This is a genomic window from Meridianimarinicoccus zhengii, from assembly GCF_003254465.1.
Taxonomy (GTDB): Bacteria; Pseudomonadota; Alphaproteobacteria; order Rhodobacterales; family Rhodobacteraceae; genus Meridianimarinicoccus; species Meridianimarinicoccus zhengii.
Map to the genome: position 1 here is coordinate 25,150 of NZ_QDFI01000002.1, position 21,193 is coordinate 46,342.

A 21,193-nucleotide genomic window follows, 5' to 3' on the forward strand; every position below is an offset into this window, starting at 1 on the left:
ATCAGAACGTCTCCGTCGGAAGGGCGAAGCTCTTCTTCTTTCCGCCGAACATGGTGGTCTTGCCGCTGGTGCCGCTCGAACAGCCATTGCCATCGGTGAAGCCGCAGCCGCCGCGGATGTCCGCGCCGTCCTCGGTCTGTTCGCGATGTGCCGTGGGGATCGCGAAGCGGTCCTCGTAGTCGGCAATCGCCATGATCTTGTACATGTCCTCGATCATCCGGCCCGACATGCCGACACGGGCGGCGATGCCTTCGTCGCGCACGCCGTCCACCGACAGCGCGCGCATGTAGAGCCGCATGGCCGACATCCGTTCCAGCGCGTGCACGATGGGTTCCTCGTCGCCCGCCGTCAGCATGTTGGCGAGGTACTTCACCGGGATGCGCAGGGAGCGCACGTCCGGCATCTGGTCGCTCATGGCGATCTGCCCGGCCTGAGCGGCGTTCTGGATCGGCGAGAGCGGCGGGATATACCACACCATGGGCAGCGTCCTGTATTCCGGGTGCAGCGGAAACGCGACCTTCCAGTCCATCGCCATCTTCCAGACCGGGCTGATCTTGGCGGCCTCGATCCAGTCCTCGGGGATGCCGTCGCGGCGGGCGGCGGCGATTACCTCCGGGTCGTTGGGATCGAGGAACACGTCCATCTGCGCGCCGTAAAGATCGGTCTCGCGCTCGGCACTCGCCGCCGCCTCGATCTTGTCGGCATCATAGAGGATCACGCCCAGATAGCGGATGCGCCCGACGCAGGTTTCCGAACACACCGTCGGCTGGCCGCTTTCGATCCGCGGATAGCAGAAGGTGCATTTCTCGGATTTGCCGGATTCCCAGTTGTAGTAGATCTTCTTGTAGGGACAGCCCGATATGCACATCCGCCAGCCGCGGCATTTTTCCTGGTCGATCAGGACGATGCCGTCTTCTTCGCGCTTGTAGATGGCACCCGACGGGCACGACGCCGAACAGGTCGGGTTCAGGCAATGCTCGCACAGGCGCGGCAGATACATCATGAAGGTATTTTCATACTCTCCATAGATTTCCTTCTGCACGTCCTCGAAGTTGTAGTCAGCCGATCGCTTCGAGAATTCCCCGCCGAGGATTTCTTCCCAGTTTGGTCCCTTCTCGATCTTCTCCATCCGTTCGCCGGTGATCCGCGACCGTGGACGGGCGGTCGGGAACGCCTGCATTTCGGGCGCGGATTTCAGGTGGTCATAGTCGAAATCGAACGGCTCGTAGTAATCGTCGATCTCGGGCAGGTCCGGGTTGGCGAAGATGTTGGCAAGGATCCGCCACTTTGACCCCTGCTTGGGGTGCAGCTTGCCGCTGGCCGACCGCGCCCAGCCGCCGTTCCAGCGTTTCTGGTTCTCCCAGTCCGTGGGATAGCCGGTGCCGGGCTTGGTCTCGACGTTGTTGAACCACGCGTATTCGACACCGTCGCGGGTCGTCCACACGTTCTTGCAGGTGACCGAGCAGGTGTGACACCCGATGCATTTGTCGAGGTTCAGGACCTTGCCGATTTGCGCACGAACTCTCATTCCGCTGCCTCCACGTTCCGGGTTGCGGACCGGGCTGCGGGTTTGTCGAGCCAGTCGATCTTCTTCATCTTCCGCACGATCACGAACTCGTCGCGGTTGCTGCCCACGGTGCCGTAATAGTTGAACCCGTAGGACAGCTGCGCGTAGCCGCCGATCATGTGCGTCGGTTTCAGGGTTGCGCGGGTCACCGAGTTGTGGATGCCGCCGCGATGGCCGGTCTTTTCCGATCCGGGCGTGTTCACGATCTTTTCCTGCGCGTGGTACATGAACAGCGTGCCCTGCTTGATCCGCTGGGACACCACCACCCGCGCGGTCAGCGCGCCGTTGGTGTTGTACGCTTCGACCCAGTCGTTATCGACCAGCCCCGCCTTGCCGGCGTCCACCTCGGACATCCACACGACCGGCCCGCCCCTGTTCAGCGTCAGCATCAGCAGGTTGTCGGTATAGGTCGAATGGATGCCCCATTTCTGGTGGGGCGTGATGAAGTTCAGCACGACATGCGGGTTGCCCTCGGCCGCGTCGTTGTTGACGGCCGCGGTGATGGTCTTGAGGTCCACCGGCGGACGGTAGCCCACGAAGCCTTCGCCGAACGCCCGCATCCACAGGTGATCCTGATAGAGTTGCTGGCGCCCCGTGAGCGTCCGCCACGGGATCAGTTCGTGCACGTTGGTATAGCCTGCGTTGTAGCAGACCTCTTCCGACTCGATCCCTGACCACGTGGGGCTGGAGATGATCTTGCGCGGCTGCGCGGCGATATCGCGGAAGCGGATCTTGGTGTGATGCGCCCCTTCGGCCAGATGAGCGTGGTGGCGGCCGGTGGGTTTTTCCAGTTCCTCCCACGCCTTCACGGCCACCTCGCCGTTGGTTTCGGGCGCGAGCATCAGGATCATTTCCGCCGCGTCGATGGCGGTTTCCAGCTTCGGCTGGCCCTTCGACACGCCTTCGTCCAGCACCGCGCCGTTCAGGTCGCGCAGATGCCCGACCTCGACCTTGGTGTCCCAGGTGATGCCCTTGCCGCCGTTGCCGAGCTTTTCCAGAAGCGGCCCGACTGAGGTGAACTTCTTGTAGAGGTTTGGATAATCCCGTTCGACCGCGATGTAGTTCGGCGCGGTCTTGCCGGGGATCAGGTCGCATTCACCCTTTTTCCAGTCCTTGACATGGGCCTGCGCCAGCTCGCCCGGCGTGTCGTGCAGCAGCGGAAGCTGGACGATGTCCGTCTCGACACCCAGAACCTCTGGCGCGACCTCGCTGAACTTCTTCACGATCGACTTGAAGATGTCCCAGTCCGACCGCGACTCGTAGGCGGGGTCCACCGCCGCCTGCAGCGGGTGGATGAACGGGTGCATGTCCGACGTGTTCAGGTCGTTCTTTTCGTACCAGCTGGCCGTGGGCAGAACGATGTCGGAATAGACCGCCGTGGTGGACATGCGGAAGTCGATGCAGACCAGCAGGTCGAGCTTCCCCTTTGGCGCTTCGTCATGCCACACGGCCTCCTTCGGCATCACGCCGCCTTCCTCGCCCAGGTCCTTGCCCATCACGCCGTGATCGGTGCCCAGAAGGTGCTTGAGGAAATACTCGTGTCCCTTGCCGGACGACCCCAGCAGGTTGGACCGCCACACGAACAGGTTGCGCGGCCAGTTTTCCGGCGCGTCCGGGTCTTCGCAGGACATCTGAAGATCGCCGGATTTCAACTGTTCGACGACGTAATCCTTGATGTCCTTTCCCGCCGCCCTGGCCTGTTTCGATACCTCCAGCGGGTTGGTCTTCAGTTGCGGCGCCGACGGCAGCCAGCCCATCCGCTCCGCACGGATGTTGTAGTCGATGAGGCTGATGTCCCAGTCGCCCTCGGGCGCCGTGGGCGACAGGATTTCACCGGCGCGCAGCGTCTCATAGCGCCACTGGTCGGTATGCGCGTACCAGCAGGAGGTGGAGTTCATGTGCCGCGGCGGGCGGTTCCAGTCGAGCGCGAAGGCCAACGGCTGCCAGCCCGTCTGCGGGCGCAGCTTCTCCTGACCCACGTAATGCGACCAGCCGCCGCCCTCCTGCCCGATGCAGCCGCACATCACCAGCATGTTGATGATGCCGCGGTAGTTCATGTCCATGTGGTACCAGTGGTTCAGACCGGCCCCGAGGATGACCATGGACTTGCCATGGGTCTTTTCGGCATTGCCCGCGAATTCCCGGGCCACCGCGATGATCTTTTCCCGGTCAACGCCGGTGATCTTCTCGGCCCATGCGGGGGTGTAGGGGCTGTCGTCGTTGAAATCCTTCGACACCCAGTCGCCGCCCAGCCCGCGGTCGAGCCCGTAATTCGCGCAGAACAGGTCGAACACCGTGGCGACCAGCACCTCCTGCCCGTCGGCGAGCGTGACGCGCCGGGCGGGGATGTTGCGGGTCAGAACCTCGGGGTGGTCGCATTTCACGAAATCGCCCGTGGCCGCCCCGCCGAAATAGGGGAAATCGACGCCGACGACCGTGTCGTGGTCATTGTCGAGGATCTGGCTCAGGCGCAGATGAGCCTCTGCCCCGTTCGCCTGCTGTTCGAGGTTCCACTTTCCTTCCTCGCCCCAGCGGAAGCCGACGGACCCGTTGGGCACCACGACCTCGCCCGATGCCTCGTCAAAGGCGACGGTTTTCCAGTCCGGCTTGTTCGCCTCGCCCAGCTTGTCCTGGAAATCGTCGGCGCGCAGCATCCGGCCCGGCACAAGGTGGCCGTCCTTTTCATCAAGCCGCACCAGCATCGGCATGTCGGTGTATTTGCGGGCGTACTCCTCGAAGTACGCGGCCTGCCGGTCGAGATGGTATTCGCGCAGGATGACATGGCCCATCGCCATCGCCAGCGCCGCATCGGTGCCGGCCTGCGGGTTCAGCCAGATGTCGCCGAACTTCGCCGCTTCGGAATAGTCCGGGCTGACCACCGCGGATTTGGTGCCGCGATAGCGCACCTCGGTATAGAAATGCGCGTCCGGCGTCCGGGTCTGGGGCACGTTCGACCCCCAGAGCATCAGGAAACCGGCATTGTACCAGTCGGCCGATTCCGGCACGTCGGTCTGTTCGCCCCATGTCTGCGGCGACGCGGGCGGCAGGTCGCAATACCAGTCGTAGAAGGACATGCAGGTGCCGCCCAGAAGGCTCAGATACCGCGACCCGGCGGCATAGCTGACCATCGACATGGCCGGGATGGGTGAGAAGCCGAACACCCGGTCGGGCCCCCAGACCTTGGCGGTGTGCGCGTTGGCGGCGGCGACGATCTCGGTCGCCTCGTCCCATGTCGCGCGCACGAAGCCGCCCTTGCCGCGCGTTTTGGTATAGCTCCCGCGCAACTCGGGGTCGTTCTGGATCGCGGCCCACGCGGCGACGGGCTCCATCGTTTCGCGCAACTGCCGCCACGCGCGCATCAGGCTGCCGCGGATCAGCGGGTTCTTCACCCGGTTGGCCGAATACAGATACCAGCTGTAGGACGCGCCCCGCGCACAGCCGCGCGGTTCATGGTTGGGCAGGCCCGCACGGGTGCGCGGATAATCGGTCTGCTGGGTTTCCCACGTGACGATCCCGGACTTGACGTAGATCTTCCATGAACAGGACCCGGTGCAGTTCACCCCGTGGGTGGAGCGCACGATCTTGTCGTGCCGCCAGCGGCTTCTGTAGGTGTCTTCCCAGTCGCGGTTCTCGGTCGTGGTCTGGCCCCAACCGTCCGAGAATTGCTCCAGTTCCTTGCTCTGGAAGAAATTCAGTCTGTCGAGCAGATGGCTCATCTGGCTGTCCTTTCGGGTATCTGGGTGCGGGCGGCGATCTGCGCCGCCCGCGCATGCGTTTGGTTCACTAGGCGGGTTGGGCGGCAGCGTCCGCCGACCCGTTGCCACCGTGCTCGATGTCGTGCAGCAGCCCGCCGGGGCGCGTGTAGACGACCCAGGTCAGCACCACGCAGATCGCGTAGAAGATCAGGAAAGCCCACAGCGCCCCCACGGCCGACCCGGTCATCGCGATGGATGTGCCGTAGGCCTTGGGGATGAAGAACGCGCCATAGGCCGCAATGGCCGAGGTGAAGGCCGTGATCGCGCCGGATTCCATGGCGATCTGGCGCTTGCGCTCCTCCAGCCCCAGATGCGGCATCAGGCGCGGCACCTCGCGGCCCATGATGATCGGGATCATCTGGAAGGTGGACGCATTGCCGACCCCGGTCAGGAAGAACAGTGCCATGAAGCAGGCGAAGAACCCCACGAACGATCCGAGCCCGAGGAAGGTGATGACCCCGAACGTCGCCGCGATCATGGCGAGGAACGTCCAGAAGGTCACCCGCCCGCCGCCGAAGCGGTCGCTGACCCAGCCGGTGCCAGCGCGGCTGAGCGCCCCCACAAGCGGCCCGAGGAACACGAAGTTCAGCGCGTTGATCTCGGGGAAGGCGAGCTTCGTGAGCAGCGGGAAGCCTGCCGAATAGCCGATGAAGCTGCCGAAGGTGCCGGTATAAAGGATGCACATCAGCCAGTTATGCTTGCGCCCGAAGATCACCGCCTGGTCGGCGAAGCTGGCACGTGCATCCGCGATGTCGTTCATGCCGACCCATGCCGCGACGGTGGCCGCGATGATGAACGGCACCCAGACGAAGCCCGCGTTCTGCATCCACAACTGGCCGCCGTCCGACATGGTAACCGGCTCGCCGCCCAGTGCCCCGAACACCCCCGCCGTGATGACGATCGGCACGAGGAACTGCATCACCGACACGCCGAGGTTGCCGAGGCCCGCGTTCAGCGCCAGCGCGTTGCCCTTTTCCGCCTTCGGGAAGAAGTAGCCGATATTGGCCATCGAAGAGGCGAAGTTGCCACCGCCGAAGCCGCACAGAAGGGCGAGGACGAGGAAGATCAGGTACGGCGTCTCCGGGTTCTGCACCGCGTATCCGATGCCCATCGCGGGCAGCAGCAGCGACGCGGTGGAAATCGTGGTCCAAAGCCGCCCGCCGAAGATCGGCACCATGAAGCTGTAGAAAATCCGTAGCGTCGCGCCGGACAGTCCCGGCAGCGCCGCCAGCCAGAACAGCTGGCCCGGCGTGAAGTCGAAGCCGATGGCAGGCAGGCGCGCCACGACGACCGACCACACCATCCAGACCGAGAACGCCAACAGCAGCGCGGGGATCGAGATCCACAGGTTGCGCCGTGCGACGGCCCGGCCCTTGTCGGCCCAGAACTGCGCGTCCTCGGGACGCCAGTCTTCCAGCACGCGGGGCATCGCAGTTTTCTCGGGGTGGTGAATGGCTTGCATTTCGGGAAGTTCCGGCAGCCGGTCGAGCGCGTCGCCATGCGCGGCCCGTTCCATCGCCCGGACCGACAGGTGCATCCATGCCAGGGCGACCGCCACCAGCAGGAACAGAAGGGCGAAGCACGACGTGTAGATGCCGGTCAGGTCCAGCAGCGCGCCGAAGGCGATGGGCAGCACGAACCCGCCAAGCCCGCCGATCATCCCCACAAGTCCGCCGACCGCGCCGACATGCTTGGGGTAGTAGACCGGGATATGCTTGAACACCGCCGCCTTGCCGAGGCTCATGAAGAAGCCGAGCCCGAACAGGGTGGCGATGAAGGGCCACAGGCCCATCTGCGTGGAAAAGACGATCGGACCGTTCTTGCCCGCGATCACGTAGTCGGTGGGCGGGTAGGACAGCATGAACAGGAACACGAGGCTGAAGCCGAAGGTCCAGTACATGACCGTCCGCGCGCCGAACTTGTCGGACAGGTGCCCGCCATAGGCCCGGAACAGCGAGGCCGACAGGCTGAAGGACGCGGCCGCCATGCCGGCGAAGCGCACGTCGATCCCGTAGACGTCGATCAGGTAGTGGGGCATCCACAACGCCAGCGCCACGAATGCGCCGAACACGAAGAAGTAGTAGAGCGAGAAGCGCCAGACCTGGAGATTCTTGAGCGGCGCGAATTGCTGCGCCAGCGACGGCGCCTTGGCGCCCGTGCGGCGGCGTTCGACCAGCTCGGGATCGTCCTTGGCCAGGATGAAGAACAGCACGCCGATCGTCGCCAGCGCCGCCGCCCAGACATAGGCTACGCCATGCCAGCCATAGGCCACCATGACGAAGGGGGCGACGAACTTGGTCACCGCAGCGCCAACATTACCGGCGCCGAAGATCCCCAGCGCCGTGCCCTGGTGGCCCGCGTCGTACCAGCGGCTCACATAGGCCACGCCGATGATGAACGAGCCGCCCGCAAGCCCGATGCCAAGCGCCGCGATCAGATACATGATGTAGCTGTCGGCCAGCGTCAGCGCCCATGTGGCGAGCGCGGTCAGGATCATCTGCGACGAAAATACCAGCCGGCCGCCGTATTTCTCGGTCCACACGCCCAGAAACAGGCGGGTGACGGACCCGGTCAGGATCGGGGTGGCCACCAGCAGGCCGAACTGGGCTTCGGTCAGGCCCAGCTCCGCCTTGATGGCCACGCCGATGATGGAAAAGATCGTCCAGACCGCGAAACACGCGGTGAAGGCGACGGTGCTCAGCGCCAGCGCGCGGGTCTGGTCCGCGGGGCTGGCTGTGGCTTCGGTCTGCATGGCAGGGCCTCCGGCAAATTGTCGTTGCAACCCTTCTCAAGGTTGGTCCGACCCATGGCGCGGCGTCAGCAGAAAAGGTTTGATCCAGATCAGTTCGGGCGAATTTGTCGCTTTGAAATAAAGGGTTATAGATAAATGTCATGTCCGCCCGCAGGCATGTGCAAACGCGAGATCCACCTTTGTCGCGTGACAAATTGACAAAAATCAATTCTCTGCCCACCCTGCTGCCGCGCGAAGGGAAGCCACCGATGTCCGATTCTGAATTCTCCGAGGTTCGGCGACTCGATCTCTTCGCGGGCATGGACGACGCGCATTTCCGCGCGTTGATGCGCGGGGCCTATGTCCAGAGCTTTCCGCCCCAGATTGAACTCATCGCCGAAGGGGAACACAGCGATTTCCTGCACGTGGTGATGGCGGGCGCGGTCGACCTGTTCACGTCGTGGAACGGCCGCGACACCAGCATGGCCACTGTCCGGCCCATTTCCACGTTCATCCTTGCGGCGACGGTCCGTGATGCGCCCTATCTGATGTCGGCGCGTACGATGGAAAAAAGCCGGATCGCGCTGATCCCAAGCGCCGATGTGCGCGCGGTCTTCGATGCGGACGGCAACTTTGCCCGCGCCATCGTTGCGGAACTCGCGACCTGCTACCGGTCCGTCGTCAAGTCCCAGAAGGAACTCAAGCTGCGCAATTCGCGCGAACGGGTTGCGAATTTCCTGCTGCGCCAGCAGCGCCGGGCCGGTGGCAAGCCGGTCTTCGACATGGATCTCGAGAAACGCAGGCTGGCATCAGTGCTCGGGATGACGCCCGAAAACCTCAGCCGCGCGATCAAGGGGCTGCGGGGTCATGGCGTCGTCGTCGACGGCACCCGCGTTACCGTCACCGACCAGAACGCGATCGAGTGTTTCGCCAAGCCGAACCCTTTGATCGACGATCTCGCGACCTGAGCCGAGGCCGGGTCCGGCGGGGATCACGGCCCCTTGCGCCGCGCGCGGGGCCGCGGGCCTGCACCGAACTAATGCGACTGGGGCGCAGTCGGCATCGGGCACAACGGGGCACAGGCATCGCCCGAAATTAGCCGCGCAAACGACGCCAGCCGGTTCGAACACAGCAACGGGGCCGCCGCCGCGCCGTTCAGGCGCCCGTCGCGCCGTGCGACACAAGGCCAGCCGATCCCGTCGATCTGCGGACGACCCTTGCGAGGCGGTGCGTATCGGTGGCGGATTCATCACTATCCCGCCCATCCGTGCGCGTCACACCCGGAACGATATCGACGGCGATACCGGCGGCCCGGGCGGCATGGCGTTCATCGTCCAGTCGTTCGAAGCTGCCCGGGTCGTCCGGAGTCAGGCGCACGACGCGGCGGCCCTTCCGCGCCTCGGCCAGAATGACGCCGACGATGCGCTCTCGCGGCCACGCCTTGGCGCCCATATGCGTGCCAACGAACACCCGTTCGGCATCGCGCCGGGCAAGCTCCAGCAACTCCGCATCCCCCGGCCTGTCGTAAAAAACCACGTCGGCGTCCTGCAGGCGCTGCACCGCGCGCAGGGTCAGAAGATCCCGCGCGCCCGGCCCCGCGCCCACGAACGAGATGCGCCCGGCGGTATCGGTGTCGGGGGCGTGGCCTGCGGCAATGGCGGCCTTGATGGCGGTGATGGCACCGCGTTCGGCCCCTTGCGTCCAGTCCGCACGCGGGCTGCCTCGGAACACCCAGCCCCAGAAGGTGCGGCGCTGCTCTTGCGGCACCCTTTGCGCCACGGCCTCCCGCAGCCGCCCGGCCAGTGCCGCCAAGCCGCCGAGGTTCTGGGGCAGCAGCGTTTCCAGCGTCGTCTTGATCTCGCGCGTCAGCACCGGTGCCGTGCCTTCGCTGCCGATGGCTACGACCACCGGGTCACGGTCCACGATGGCGGGGGTCGTCAGGTCGCACAGTTCGGGCCGGTCCACCACGTTCACCGGGCAGCCCGCGGCCTGCGCCAGTCCGTAGGCTGCGGCGTCGAAGCCGGGGCAACCGGTGCCGATGAAGCCCATCGCGGCGCCCGCGAACACGGCCGCCGACAGGTTCGGCGTGCAGGCGACGCGCCCGGATGCCACGAGCGCGGCCAGTTCCGGGTCGGGATTGCGCGCCACCACCACGAGATCGGCATCGGTCTTGAGCAATAGCCGCATCTTCTGCGCGGCCTGTTCGCCGCCACCCACCACGACGACCCGGCGGCCCGTGGTGCGGATGAACATGGGGAAGCTTTTCATCATGGGCTCCTGTCAGGCGGGTTGGGCATGAGCGGCAGTCGCGGCCGTGCCCAGCGTGTCGAGCGCCAGCGCGGTTGTCTCCGCGACCATCGCGGTCTCGAACGGGGACAAGTGTGCAGGCAGGTCAGAACCGGGGCGCGGTTCGGCGGCGCAATTCCACACGGGCGGCAGGTCGACCTGCCACGCCGCCCCGTCGCGCAACCCGAAGGCGGCGACCATCTTGGCCGGGTTGCGTTCGAACTCGCCGCCACCGCCCTTGATGACGGTCAGCCGGTCCCAGTCCAGACGCTGCGCCGCGTCGGCCTGGAGCAGCCGGTAGGATGGGTGGAACACGCCCTGCACGCTGGCGGGCGCGCGTCCGGGGTTGAGCATCCGGCAGACGGTGTTGACGCAGGACCGCAGGCCGAGCACCGACCGCAGCCGCAAAAGCCCGAAGAGCGCGGGATGCGCGGCTTCCAGCGGCAGGTAGGCGATGCCGTCCAGGTCCAGCAGGTGCGCCGCCCGGTCCGGACTGTCGGCCATGGCGATACCGGCCTGTACCAGCCCCGCGCGCACCGCGTCGTCGCCGCCGTTCCAGCCGTGGATCAGCACCCGGTGCCCGGCCCGCGCCACCGCCCGCGCCGAGTGCAGGAACAGCGGTGCCCCCCGCGTGCGCCCGGCGGCGTAGCAGGGCCAGTCCAGATCGACAGGTCCAACGGGCGGCATGGCCGCCTGTGCCGCCGCCGCGAAGCCCGCGATCTCGTCGGCGGTCTCGCCCTTCATGCGCAGCAGCATCAGGAGCGCGCCGACCGCTTCGGGGGCCGCATCGCCCGACAGCATCAGGCGCATGGCGTCCGCCGCCTCGGCCCGTGTCAGCGACCGGGACCGGCCCGGCCCCCGCCCCAGCGTCCGCACATGGTCCGCGAGGCTCATTCCGCTGCCGCCCTTTGCAAGGCGCCGTCCAGCAGCGCTGCGATTTCCGGGCGGCATGAACCGCAGTTGGTGCCCGCCTGCAGGGCCGCGCCCACCGCGTCCGGATCGGTCAGACCGTCCGCGTCGATGGCCCGCAGGATCGTGTTCACGCCCACGCCGAAGCACGCGCACAGGACCGGGCCGGGGTCGGGCCGCCCCGCCGCCGGCCGCCCGGACAGCACGTCCGCCGCGTTCGTACCCGGCAGCGTCACAAGATAGTCGCGCATCACTGCCACGGGCGCGGCGGCGACGAAGATCGCCCCCACCAGTTGCCCCGCGCAGGACAGCGCCACACGCGCCAGCCCGCGTGCCGGGTCGTGGAACGAGGTCGCATCGGCGTCGGGCACGGCGAACAGGCGGCGCGCCTCGGCCTCCCAGTCCGCCACTGGCGTCGTTCCGGCAAGCTCCGCCCGCCAGCCAGCATGGGTCCGCGCCATGGCCCAGTAGGGCGCATCCGGCGCCATCGGCATTGCGGACACGGCGAAGCCATACCACGCGGCGGGCCAGCGGCGCAGGGCCACCACCGCGGCCTTGCTTTCGGGCTGGCCCGAAATCGGGTCGGTCACGGCGGGCACCAGCCGGTCGATCCGGGCCGAAGGTGCCGTTTCTCCCGTCCAGTGCATGGGCGCGAAGACCTGTCCGGGCTGCACGCTGTCGGTCACCCTCGCGCGCAGGATCGCGCGGCCCCGCAGGCTGTCCAGCGCCACGAGGTCGGCGGGCGCGATGCCCAGCCGGGACGCGTCATCGGGATGCAGCTCCACGAACGGCTCCGCCAGATGCGCCGACAGCCGCGGGCTGAGCGCCGTGCGCGTCATCGTGTGCCACTGGTCGCGGATGCGCCCGGTGTTGAGCCGGAAGGGGTAGCGCGGTTCCGTCTTCGCCGCGGGCGGGCGATGGCTGACGGCCACGATCCGCGCGCGACCGTCCGCATGGAAGAACCGCCCGTCGCCGAAGAACCGCCCGCCGCTGCGTGTCGCGGTGACGGGCCAGCGCACCGGGTCCAGCGCGGCGTAGCCAGCGTCGTCCAGATCGGCGAGACCCGAGATGTCGAAATCCCGCCCGAAGCCGCCCGCGATCCCGGACAGGGCGGCATGTTCGCGGAAGATCTGCGCAGGCGCGTCATAGGCAAATGCGTCGCGCCAGCCCATGCGGCGCCCCACCTCGGCGAGGATCGCCCAGTCGGGGCGGGCGGCACCGGGGGCTGGCAGGGCGGCGCGCTGGCGGCTGATGATCCGGTCGGAATTGGTGACGGTGCCGTCCTTTTCGCCCCATGCGGTTGTGGGCAACAGCACATCGGCCAGCCGTGCCGTGTCGGTGGCGGGGGTGATGTCGCTGACCACGGTAAAGGGGCAGGCCGCGATGGCGTCGGCCACGGCAACCGCATCGGGCATGGACACCGCCGGGTTGGTGTGGATGATCCAGAGCGCGCGAATGCGCCCATCTGCCACGGCGCGGAACATGTCCACCGCCTTCAGCCCGGCGCGGTCGGGCATGGCAGGGGCGCCCCAGAACCGCTGGACGGCGGCGCGGTGATCGGCGTTTTCCAGATCCATGTGGCAGGCGAGCATGTTGGCCAGCCCCCCCACCTCGCGCCCGCCCATGGCGTTGGGCTGGCCGGTGACGCTGAAGGGCCCCATGCCGGGCCGCCCGATCCGCCCGGCCGCCAGATGGCAGTTGAGGATCGCATTGACCTTGTCGGTGCCGCTGGAGGACTGGTTCACGCCCTGGCTGAAGACTGTCACGACCCGGTCGTGGTCGCCCCACATGCGGCAGAAGGTTTCGATCTGGTCGGCGGGGAGCCCGGTTGCGGCAGGATCGCAGGCGCGCGCCGCGGCAAGGGCCGCGTTGAAGCCGTAGGTGTGGGCAAGGAAATCCCGGTCCACGATCCCGGTGTCGGCGCAATGCACCAGCAGCCGGTTGAACAGGGCTACGTCGCTGCCGGGGGCGAGGGGCAGATGCAGGTCGGCCCGGTCGCAGCTTGCCGTCCGGCGCGGGTCCACGACCACGATCTTGGTTCCCCGCGCCTTGCGCGCCGCCAGAAGCCGCTGGTGCAGCACCGGGTGGCACCAAGCAGGGTTCGATCCCACCAGCACCACAAGATCGGCGGTATCGAGATCGTCATAGGTCCCCGGCACGGTATCGGTGCCGAAGGCGCGGCGGTGCCCGGCCACGGTGGACGCCATGCAGAGCCGCGAATTGGTGTCGATGTTCGCGGACCCGATGAAGCCCTTCACCAGCTTGTTGGCGACGTAGTAATCCTCGGTCAGCAACTGGCCTGACACGTAGAAGGCCACGCTGTCCGGACCGTGCGCCGCGATGGTGTCGCGGAACCGGTCGGCCACGAGTTGCAGCGCGCTGTCCCAGTCGGTGTCCGTCCCGTCCACGCGCGGGGTCAGCAGCCGCCCCTCCAGCCCCACGGTATCCCCCAGCGCCGTGCCCTTGGAACAGAGCCGCCCGAAGTTCGCCGGGTGGTCCGGGTCGCCGCGCACCGCCAGCCCGCCCACGCCGTCCGGGGTCAGCAGGACGCCGCAACCCACCCCGCAGTAGGGGCAGGCGGATTTCACCGCAGGCAAAGTGGTGCCGTTCATCACGCGGCCGGCGGCCGGAGAAGTGCTGCGGCGTCGATCAGCACGCGGCCGCCTTCGACCCGCACGGGATGAACCGCGATGCTGCCCGCATCCGCACCCTGCGCCTGCCCGGTGTTCAGGTCGAACACCCAGTTGTGCAGCGGGCAGGTCACGGATTGGCCGTGCACGATCCCTTCGGACAGCGGACCGCCCTTGTGCGGGCAGCGGTCGGTCGCGGCGAAAGCCTCCTCCGGGCCGGTGCGGAACAAGGCCACGCAGCCCATCGCCGTCTTGATCTTGCGGGCGCCGCGCAGCGGGATGTCGTCCACCGCTGCGATGTCGAGCCAGGTGAATCCGGTCATTCCGCGGCCTCCAGCGTCAGGTCGGCAAGGGGGGCGAAGCGCGCGGGGTCCGCCGCAAGCTCCGCCCAGGGGTCCTTCTGGTAGATGGATTGCGACAGCGCGAAGGCGTCGATCAGGCGCTGACGTTCGGTCAGGTCATCGACCACGCGCGCCTTGACCCAGTCGAGGCCCACCTTCGCCACCCATTTGTAGGGCCGGTCGAGGTACTTGGCGTTCTCGCGATAGAGCTGGATGAAGGCGACGGTGAGGTCGATCGCCTCCTGTTCCGTGGCCACGTCCGCCAGCCGTTCGGTTTCCTTCACGTCCATGCCCGCGGCCCCCGCGACGCCGACCTGGTAGCCGCTGTCCACGCAGACGATGCCTACGTCCTTGCAGGTCGCCTCGGCGCAGTTGCGCGGGCAGCCGGATACCGCGAGCTTGACCTTGTGGGGCGTCCATGAGCCCCAAAGCGCCTTCTCCAGCCTGATCCCCAGCCCGGTGCTGTCCTGCGTGCCGAACCGGCAATGGTCGGTCCCGACACAGGTCTTCACCGTGCGCAGCCCCTTGGAATAGGCGTGTCCGCTGACCAGCCCCGCGCGGTTGAGGTCCGCCCAGATGGCGGGCAGGTCCTCGCCCTTCACGCCCAGAAGGTCGATGCGCTGCCCGCCCGTGACCTTGACCGTGGGCACGGCGTACTTGTCCGCCGCATCCGCGATGGCGCGCAGTTCCTGCGGGGTGGTGATGCCGCCCCACATGCGCGGGACCACGGAAAAGGTGCCGTCCTTCTGGATGTTGGCGTGCTTGCGTTCGTTCACGAAGCGGCTTTGCGGATCGTCACGATACTCCAGCGGCCAGTCCGCGAGCAGGTAGAAATTGATCGCGGGGCGGCAGACATGGCAGCCGTTGCGGGTCGTCCAGCCAAGGTCCTGCCAGACGGCCTCTTGCGATTTCAGCGGCGTGGTCTTGATGAGCCGCCGCACGTCTTCGTGGGTCAGATGGGTGCAGCCGCAGATCGGTTGCGCCGTGGGCTTCACGAAGCCGTCGCCAAGCGTCACCTGCAAAAGCTGTTCGACCAGCCCGGTGCAGGTGCCGCATGATGCACTTGCCTTGGTGGCCGCGCGCACGGCGCCCAGATCGGTCGCCCCGCCATCGATGGCGGACACGATGGTCCCCTTGCACACGCCGTTGCAGCCACAGATTTCCGCCTCAGGCGGCAAGGCTGCAACGGCTGACAAAGGGTCCGCGGCGGCACCCCCCTGCGCCGCGGGGCCGAAGATCAGTGCCTCCCGCATGGGTTCGATATCGGTGCCGTCCTTGATCAGCCCGAAGAACCAGTTGCCGTCGGCGGTGTCGCCGTACATGACCGCACCCACCAGCCGGTCGTCCTCGATCACCAGCCGCTTGTAGATGCCTCGACCCGGATCGCGGAAGACGATATCCTCGCGCCCCGGCCCGTCGGCGAAATCGCCCGCGCTGAACAGATCACAGCCTGTGACCTTCAGCTTGGTGGCGGTGTCCTTGGGGAGGAACACGGCGGGCGTGCCCGTCAGCCCCGCCGCCACGACCTTCGCCTGATCGTAAAGCGGTGCCACCAGACCGAAGAGCTGCCCGGCACATTCGACACATTCGCCCACGGCCATGATATCGGGGTCGGAGGTTTCCATCTGCGCGTTCACGACGATGCCGCGCCCGACCTCCAGCCCCGCATCGGTGGCAAGGCGGGTTTCCGGGCGGATCCCCACGGCCATCACCACAAGATCGGCGGGCAGGGTGGTGCCGTCTTCCAGCAGCACCGCCTCGGCCCGGCCGTTGCCGATGATCGCCTTGGTCACGGCCTGCGTGCGCACGGTGATGCCGCGCGCTTCCAGATCGCGGCGCAGAAGGTATCCTGCGGCGGGGTCGAGCTGCCGTTCCATCAAGTGGCCCATCAGGTGCAGCACGGTCACGTCCATGCCGCGTTCCGCCAACCCTGCCGCGGCCTCCAACCCCAGCAGGCCGCCGCCGATGACCACGGCCTTGCCGCCCTGGTCCGCCGCGGCGATCATGGCGTTGGTGTCGTCGAGATCGCGGTAGGTCACGACGCCCGGCAAGTCGCGCCCCGGCACCGGGATGATGAAGGGCGCCGATCCGGTCGCGATCAGCAGCTTGTCATAGGACAGCGTGTCCGCGCCCACGGTCACGGTCTTGCCCGCGCGCTCGATGGCGGTGACGGCGGTGCCGAAGCGCGTGGCGATGCCGTGCTTCGCGTAGAACGCGTCGTCATGGGTGACGATGTCGTCATACGTCTTCTCGCCCGACAGTACCGGCGACAGCATGATTCGGTTGTAGTTCCCGCGCGGCTCGGCGTTCACGAGCGTGATGTCGAACGCGTCGGGCGCGGTATCGGTCAGGTGGTCGATCACCCGACCCGAGGCCATCCCGGCCCCGATGATGACGAGTTTCTGGGTCATGGGGTCACTCCGCGGCCAACGGCTTGGGCGCCGGTTTCGGACGCGCGCCGTGTTCGTATTCTTCGAGGAAATCGAGCACCTCCTGCCGGTAGGCGTAATAATCCGGGTGCTCCAGCAGCGCCTTGCGGGTGCGCGGGCGCGGCAGTTTCACGTCGGTGATCTTGCCGATGGTGGCCTGCGGGCCGTTAGTCATCATCACCACCCGGTCGGCCAGCAGGATCGCCTCATCCACGTCATGGGTGACGCAGATCGCGGTGACCTTGGTGCGCGACCAGACCTCCATCAGCACTTCCTGCAACTCCCACCGGGTCAGGCTGTCGAGCATCCCGAACGGCTCGTCCAGCAGTAGCAGTTTGGGCGACAGCGCGAAGGCCCGCGCGATCCCGACGCGCTGTTTCATGCCGTTCGACAGGTCCGACGCGGCGCGGTCCATGGCGTCGGCCAGTCCCACCCGTTCGAGGTAGTAATCCACCACGTCCTGCCGTTCGGCCCGCGACGCGCGGGGATAGACCTTGTCCACCCCGATCGCCACGTTTTCCCGCGCGGTCAGCCAGGGAAACAGTGACGGCGACTGGAACACCACCGCGCGTTCCGGGTCGGCCCCTTCGACATGGCGGCCATCGAGCTTGATCGCGCCCTTCGTGATGGCGTTCAGCCCCGCCGCCATGGTCAGCACCGTCGACTTGCCGCAGCCCGAATGACCGATGAGCGAGATGAATTCGCCCCGGTTCACCTTCAGATCGAACCCCTCGACCACGGTCAGGGGGCCTTTCGGCGTCGGATAGACCTTGTGCAACTGGCTGAAATCGAGAAACCGGTCGTCGATCAGCCCGTCCTGTACCGTCCGCACGGCGGCGGGCAGGGCGTGGATCGGGGTGACGTTGGGCAGCACGCGGTCGCCATCGACCTTCGCCGCGATCCCCACGTCCATCAGGTAGGTCGTCACCCGCGCGCGCAGCGCCTTGAACACCGGGTCGGTGTTCATCGTGGTGCGGTCGCGTGGGCGGGGGATCGTGACGCGGAACTCGTCGCCCAGCGTGCCATCGGGGTTCAGCGCGATGATCCGGTCGGCGAGCAGGATCGCCTCGTCCACGTCGTTGGTGATCAGGACACAGGTCTTCTGGTCGGCTTCCCAGATGCGTTCGATTTCTTCGGCAAGGTTGGCGCGAGTCAGCGCGTCGAGCGCGGAAAGCGGCTCGTCCAGCAGCAGCATCTCCGGGTCCATCGCCAGCGCGCGCGCCACGTTGACCCGCTGGCGCATCCCGCCGGACAGTTCGGCCGGGCGGCGGGCGGCGGCGTGGGACAGGCCCACCATGGAAACGTAGCGATCCACCTTGGCGGCGCGTTCCGCCCGGCTGAGACCCGGAAAGACCGTGTCCACCGCCAGCGCCACGTTGCCCGAAACGGTCAGCCACGGCATCAGCGAATAGTTCTGGAAGATCACGCCGCGTTCGCGCCCGGGTTCGGTGACCGGACGGCCCTTGTAGGTGACGGTGCCGCTGGTGGGCGCCGTCAGCCCCGCCATCAGGTTGATGAGCGTGGTCTTGCCGCTGCCGGAAAAACCCAGCAGCACAAGGAACTCCCCCTCCTGCACGCGCAGGTCGATGTCGCGCAGCACGTCCTTGCGGGCTGTGCCGGTGCCGAAGGAATTCGAGACGCCCTTGAATTCGAGAACGGTCATGGCCCTCTCCTCAACGGTTGTTCGAGAAGGTGAAAAGCGATTGCAGCGCGTACATCACCCGGTCGAGCAGGAAGCCGATCACGCCGATGGTCAGCACAGCGACCATGATCCGCGCAAGGCTGCTGGACGACCCGTTCTGGAACTCGTCCCACACGAATTTCCCAAGACCCGGGTTCTGAGCCAGCATTTCCGCCGCGATCAGCACCATCCAGCCTACGCCGAGGCTCAGCCGCAGCCCGGTGAAGATCAGCGGCAGCGCGGATGGCAGGACCAGCTTGGTGATCTTGGTCCAGGTGTTCATCTTCAGCACGCGCGAGACGTTGATTAGGTCCCGGTCGATGCTCGCCACGCCGAGCGCGGTGTTGATGAGCGTGGGCCAGAGCGAGCAGAGCGTGACGGTCACGGCCGAGATCACGAAGGATTTCGCAAGCAGCCCTTCATTGCCCGATGACATGGCCGACACGATCATGGTGACGATGGGCAGCCATGCGAGCGGCGAGACCGGCTTGAAGATCTGGATGAGCGGGTTCAGCGCGGCGTTGGCCGTGGGCGAAAGCCCGGCCAGGATGCCCAGCGGCACGGCGACGACGGTGGCGATCAGGAAGCCGAAGAACACGGTCTGGATCGACGTCCAGATCTGGTCGTAATAGCTGGGCGCGCCGGTGTAGGCGATGGACTTGACCTCGTCGCTGCGTCCGGCGTCGATCAGGCGCTGGTTGCGGGTTTCGACCATCGCTTCGAACTTCTCGCGCTTTTCGGCCTTGGCCTGCGCGTCTTCGTGCAGGGTGACGAATTCGGACCAGACCTGTGCCGGGCCGGGTATGGCCCCCAGGCTCGTCTGCACCTGCGGTGCCAGCGTGCCCCACATCACGAGGAACGCGGCGATGGCCAGCAGCGGGACGACCAGAAGCCGCCACAATTCAGCCACTTGCGCGCGGGGGTTGTCGCCTGCCGCGGCGCGCAGCATGGGCGTGATCCAGGATAAGCCGAGCACCTGGAACCACCTGTCGGCGGCGTTGATGCGGGTGAAAAGGCGCGCGCGGCGGGCGGCGCGGTCCGGGTCGGCGGCGATGAAACCGGGGTCTGTCGTGGTCATTGTGGGGGGCTCCTTGGCGGGGCGAGCGTCGGCTGAGGGGCGAAATGCGGGCGTCGGAATCGTGTAGGACTCTTGTCGGACTCCTGTATGACTCGGCGCGGACCACTTGGCGGCGATGGCCCGCGCCCTGCCCCGCCCGCTCCGCACCCGTTGGGGCGCGACGGGCGGGGACAGTGTCAGCCTTCGACGCCGGCGCCGGTGACGATCTGGTCGCCCTTCAACCCGATCGGCAGGCTTTCGAGATACGCATTCGGCGCGCGCCCGTCATAGGCGATGCCGTCGATGACGTCGGCCGCCGGGGTCGGCGCCTTGTAGCCATCGCTGTCCCAGGGGAAATCGACCTCGTTGGCGAGCCCTTCGTCCACGAGGATCCGGGCGGCTTCGAGATAGATTTCGGGCTTGTAGACGGACCGGGCGACCTCGTCGTACCAGTCGTCGGACCTGGGTTCGGCGATCTGTCCCCAGCGGCGCATCTGGGTCAGGTACCACACGGCATCCGAATAGAACGGGTAGGTCGCGTTGTAGCGGAAGAACACGTTGAAATCGGGGATGTCCCGGCGGTCGCCCTTTTCGAATTCGAAGAACCCGGTCATCGAGTTGGCGATGACCTCGGCGTCCGCGCCGACATATTCGGGGCGTGCGAGGATCTCGACGGCCTCGGGCCGGTTGGCGTTGTCGTTCGCATCGAGCCACATGGCCGCCCGGATCAGCGCCTTGGTCACCGCAAGCGTAGTGTTGGGGTTTTCCTCCGCGAATGCGGCGGTGATGCCGAATACCTTTTCGGGGTTGTTCTTCCAGATCTGGTAATCGGTGATGACCGGCACGCCGATGCCCTTGAACACCGCCTGCTGGTTCCACGGCTCGCCCACGCAATAGCCGTGGATCGTGCCGGCCTCCAGCGTGGCGGGCATCTGCGGCGGCGGGGTCACCGACAGGAACACGTCCGCGCCGATCTGGCCCGTGACGTTCTCGGGGCTGTAATAGCCCGGATGCAGGCCACCGGCGGCAAGCCAGTAGCGCAACTCGTAATTGTGGGTGGAGACGGGGAAGACCATGCCCATGTTGAAGGGCTTGCCTTCACTGCGGAACTGTTCGACCACCGGCGCGAGCGCCTCGGCCGAGATCGGGTGCTGGGGACGGCCGTCATCCATGCTGGCGATGTGCGGGCGCATCATGTCCCACACCTCGTTGCTGACCGTGATGCCGTTGCCGTTCAGGTCCATGGAGAATGGCGTGACGATGTGCGCCTCGGTCCCGAAACCGATGGTGGCGGCCAGTGGCTGGCCGGCCAGCATGTGCGCCCCGTCCAGCTGCCCGTCGATGACCCCGTCCAGCAGGACCTTCCAGTTGGCCTGCGCCTCCAACGTCACGAAGAGACCTTCGTCGAGGAAATACCCCTGCTCGTAGGCCACGGCGAGCGGGGCCATGTCGGTCAGCTTGATGAAGCCGAAGGTCAGCTCGTCCTTTTCCAGCTCCAGCATCTGGGCCGCTGCGGCCCCGGCCAGCGCGGTGGAGGCCATCAACCCGATCATCAGATGTTTCATGCCCGTTCCTTTCGGTGTGGCCCGGCTCGGGGCCGAAAACGCAAAAAAGCCGCTGCACCTGCACCCAATTGATCGGTGCGGCGCGAGCGGCTTTGCTCAGCTTGTCCCTGACGGTGGGAGAATTCCTTGGCCCACGCCATTGCGGGCCTGATTGTCGGTAGACCTGCCTCGCGCCCGCCGCGAAGCGTTTTGTTGCAGTGCAGCGACGGAATGATGGAACAGTGCCCTCAGGCACCGGCCAC

Annotated in this window: 12 protein-coding genes; 1 reads left to right on the forward strand and 11 read right to left on the reverse strand. The window is 66.7% G+C overall.

From position 1 onward, the window contains the following. Nucleotide 1: 1 nt before the first annotated feature. The 3 genes from narH to DDE13_RS00915 form a co-directional block, all read right to left on the reverse strand. Nucleotides 2–1,528, reverse strand: a complete 1,527-nt coding sequence (narH, locus tag DDE13_RS00905) for a nitrate reductase subunit beta (protein WP_111400865.1) — start codon at nucleotides 1,526–1,528, stop codon at nucleotides 2–4. Continuing rightward, complete coding sequence (locus DDE13_RS00910) at nucleotides 1,525–5,283, reverse strand: nitrate reductase subunit alpha (RefSeq protein ID WP_111400866.1); 3,759 nt, start codon at nucleotides 5,281–5,283, stop codon at nucleotides 1,525–1,527. Before DDE13_RS00910 ends, narH begins: the two co-directional genes overlap by 4 nt. A 67-nt stretch (nucleotides 5,284–5,350) precedes the next feature. After that, the gene (locus DDE13_RS00915) at nucleotides 5,351–8,074 is read right to left on the reverse strand and encodes a nitrate/nitrite transporter (RefSeq protein ID WP_111400867.1); all 2,724 of its coding nucleotides are present in this window, start codon (nucleotides 8,072–8,074) and stop codon (nucleotides 5,351–5,353) included. Between the two features lie 140 nt (nucleotides 8,075–8,214). Between DDE13_RS00915 and DDE13_RS00920 the strand changes: the two genes are divergently transcribed. Beyond that, the gene (locus tag DDE13_RS00920; protein WP_328587829.1) at nucleotides 8,215–9,021 is read left to right on the forward strand and encodes a helix-turn-helix domain-containing protein; all 807 of its coding nucleotides are present in this window, start codon (nucleotides 8,215–8,217) and stop codon (nucleotides 9,019–9,021) included. A 187-nt stretch (nucleotides 9,022–9,208) separates the two neighbouring features. Here DDE13_RS00920 and DDE13_RS00925 read toward each other — a convergent pair whose 3' ends face one another. The 8 genes from DDE13_RS00925 to DDE13_RS00960 form a co-directional block, all read right to left on the reverse strand. Then, complete coding sequence (locus DDE13_RS00925; protein WP_222626000.1) at nucleotides 9,209–10,321, reverse strand: SAM-dependent methyltransferase; 1,113 nt, start codon at nucleotides 10,319–10,321, stop codon at nucleotides 9,209–9,211. 12 nt (nucleotides 10,322–10,333) lie between these two features. After that, the gene (locus DDE13_RS00930; protein WP_111400869.1) at nucleotides 10,334–11,233 is read right to left on the reverse strand and encodes a glycosyl transferase family protein; all 900 of its coding nucleotides are present in this window, start codon (nucleotides 11,231–11,233) and stop codon (nucleotides 10,334–10,336) included. Then, nucleotides 11,230–13,860 (reverse strand): nitrate reductase, encoded by a 2,631-nt coding sequence (locus DDE13_RS00935; protein WP_111400870.1) that lies wholly within the window; start codon nucleotides 13,858–13,860, stop codon nucleotides 11,230–11,232. Before DDE13_RS00935 ends, DDE13_RS00930 begins: the two co-directional genes overlap by 4 nt. Further along, nucleotides 13,860–14,201, reverse strand: a complete 342-nt coding sequence (gene nirD / locus DDE13_RS00940; protein ID WP_111400871.1) for a nitrite reductase small subunit NirD — start codon at nucleotides 14,199–14,201, stop codon at nucleotides 13,860–13,862. Before nirD ends, DDE13_RS00935 begins: the two co-directional genes overlap by 1 nt. Next, on the reverse strand, nucleotides 14,198–16,630 hold the full coding sequence (nirB, locus tag DDE13_RS00945) for a nitrite reductase large subunit NirB (protein WP_111400872.1): 2,433 nt from the start codon (nucleotides 16,628–16,630) through the stop codon (nucleotides 14,198–14,200). The genes nirD and nirB overlap by 4 nt, the downstream gene beginning before the upstream one ends. 4 nt (nucleotides 16,631–16,634) lie before the next feature. After that, nucleotides 16,635–18,311 (reverse strand): ABC transporter ATP-binding protein, encoded by a 1,677-nt coding sequence (locus DDE13_RS00950; RefSeq protein WP_111400873.1) that lies wholly within the window; start codon nucleotides 18,309–18,311, stop codon nucleotides 16,635–16,637. 10 nt (nucleotides 18,312–18,321) lie between these two features. Beyond that, a complete protein-coding gene (locus tag DDE13_RS00955) occupies nucleotides 18,322–19,407 on the reverse strand; it encodes an ABC transporter permease (protein ID WP_111400874.1) in 1,086 nt (361 codons plus the stop codon). Nucleotides 19,408–19,583: 176 nt separating this feature from the next. Further along, complete coding sequence (locus DDE13_RS00960; RefSeq protein WP_111400875.1) at nucleotides 19,584–20,951, reverse strand: CmpA/NrtA family ABC transporter substrate-binding protein; 1,368 nt, start codon at nucleotides 20,949–20,951, stop codon at nucleotides 19,584–19,586. Between the last annotated feature and the right edge of the window lie 242 nt (nucleotides 20,952–21,193).

Excerpts from the sequence above, each read along its gene's own strand:
- DDE13_RS00925 (WP_222626000.1), bottom strand. The coding sequence starts at position 10,321 with ATGAAAAGCTTCCCCATGTTCATCCGCACCACGGGCCGCCGGGTCGTC.
- DDE13_RS00950 (WP_111400873.1), bottom strand. The coding sequence starts at position 18,311 with ATGACCGTTCTCGAATTCAAGGGCGTCTCGAATTCCTTCGGCACCGGC.
- nirD (WP_111400871.1), bottom strand. The coding sequence starts at position 14,201 with ATGACCGGATTCACCTGGCTCGACATCGCAGCGGTGGACGACATCCCG.
- DDE13_RS00910 (WP_111400866.1), bottom strand. The coding sequence starts at position 5,283 with ATGAGCCATCTGCTCGACAGACTGAATTTCTTCCAGAGCAAGGAACTG.
- DDE13_RS00930 (WP_111400869.1), bottom strand. The coding sequence starts at position 11,233 with ATGAGCCTCGCGGACCATGTGCGGACGCTGGGGCGGGGGCCGGGCCGG.
- narH (WP_111400865.1), bottom strand. The coding sequence starts at position 1,528 with ATGAGAGTTCGTGCGCAAATCGGCAAGGTCCTGAACCTCGACAAATGC.
- DDE13_RS00935 (WP_111400870.1), bottom strand. The coding sequence starts at position 13,860 with ATGAACGGCACCACTTTGCCTGCGGTGAAATCCGCCTGCCCCTACTGC.
- nirB (WP_111400872.1), bottom strand. The coding sequence starts at position 16,630 with ATGACCCAGAAACTCGTCATCATCGGGGCCGGGATGGCCTCGGGTCGG.
- DDE13_RS00915 (WP_111400867.1), bottom strand. The coding sequence starts at position 8,074 with ATGCAGACCGAAGCCACAGCCAGCCCCGCGGACCAGACCCGCGCGCTG.
- DDE13_RS00920 (WP_328587829.1), top strand. The coding sequence starts at position 8,215 with ATGTCCGCCCGCAGGCATGTGCAAACGCGAGATCCACCTTTGTCGCGT.
- DDE13_RS00960 (WP_111400875.1), bottom strand. The coding sequence starts at position 20,951 with ATGAAACATCTGATGATCGGGTTGATGGCCTCCACCGCGCTGGCCGGG.
- DDE13_RS00955 (WP_111400874.1), bottom strand. The coding sequence starts at position 19,407 with ATGACCACGACAGACCCCGGTTTCATCGCCGCCGACCCGGACCGCGCC.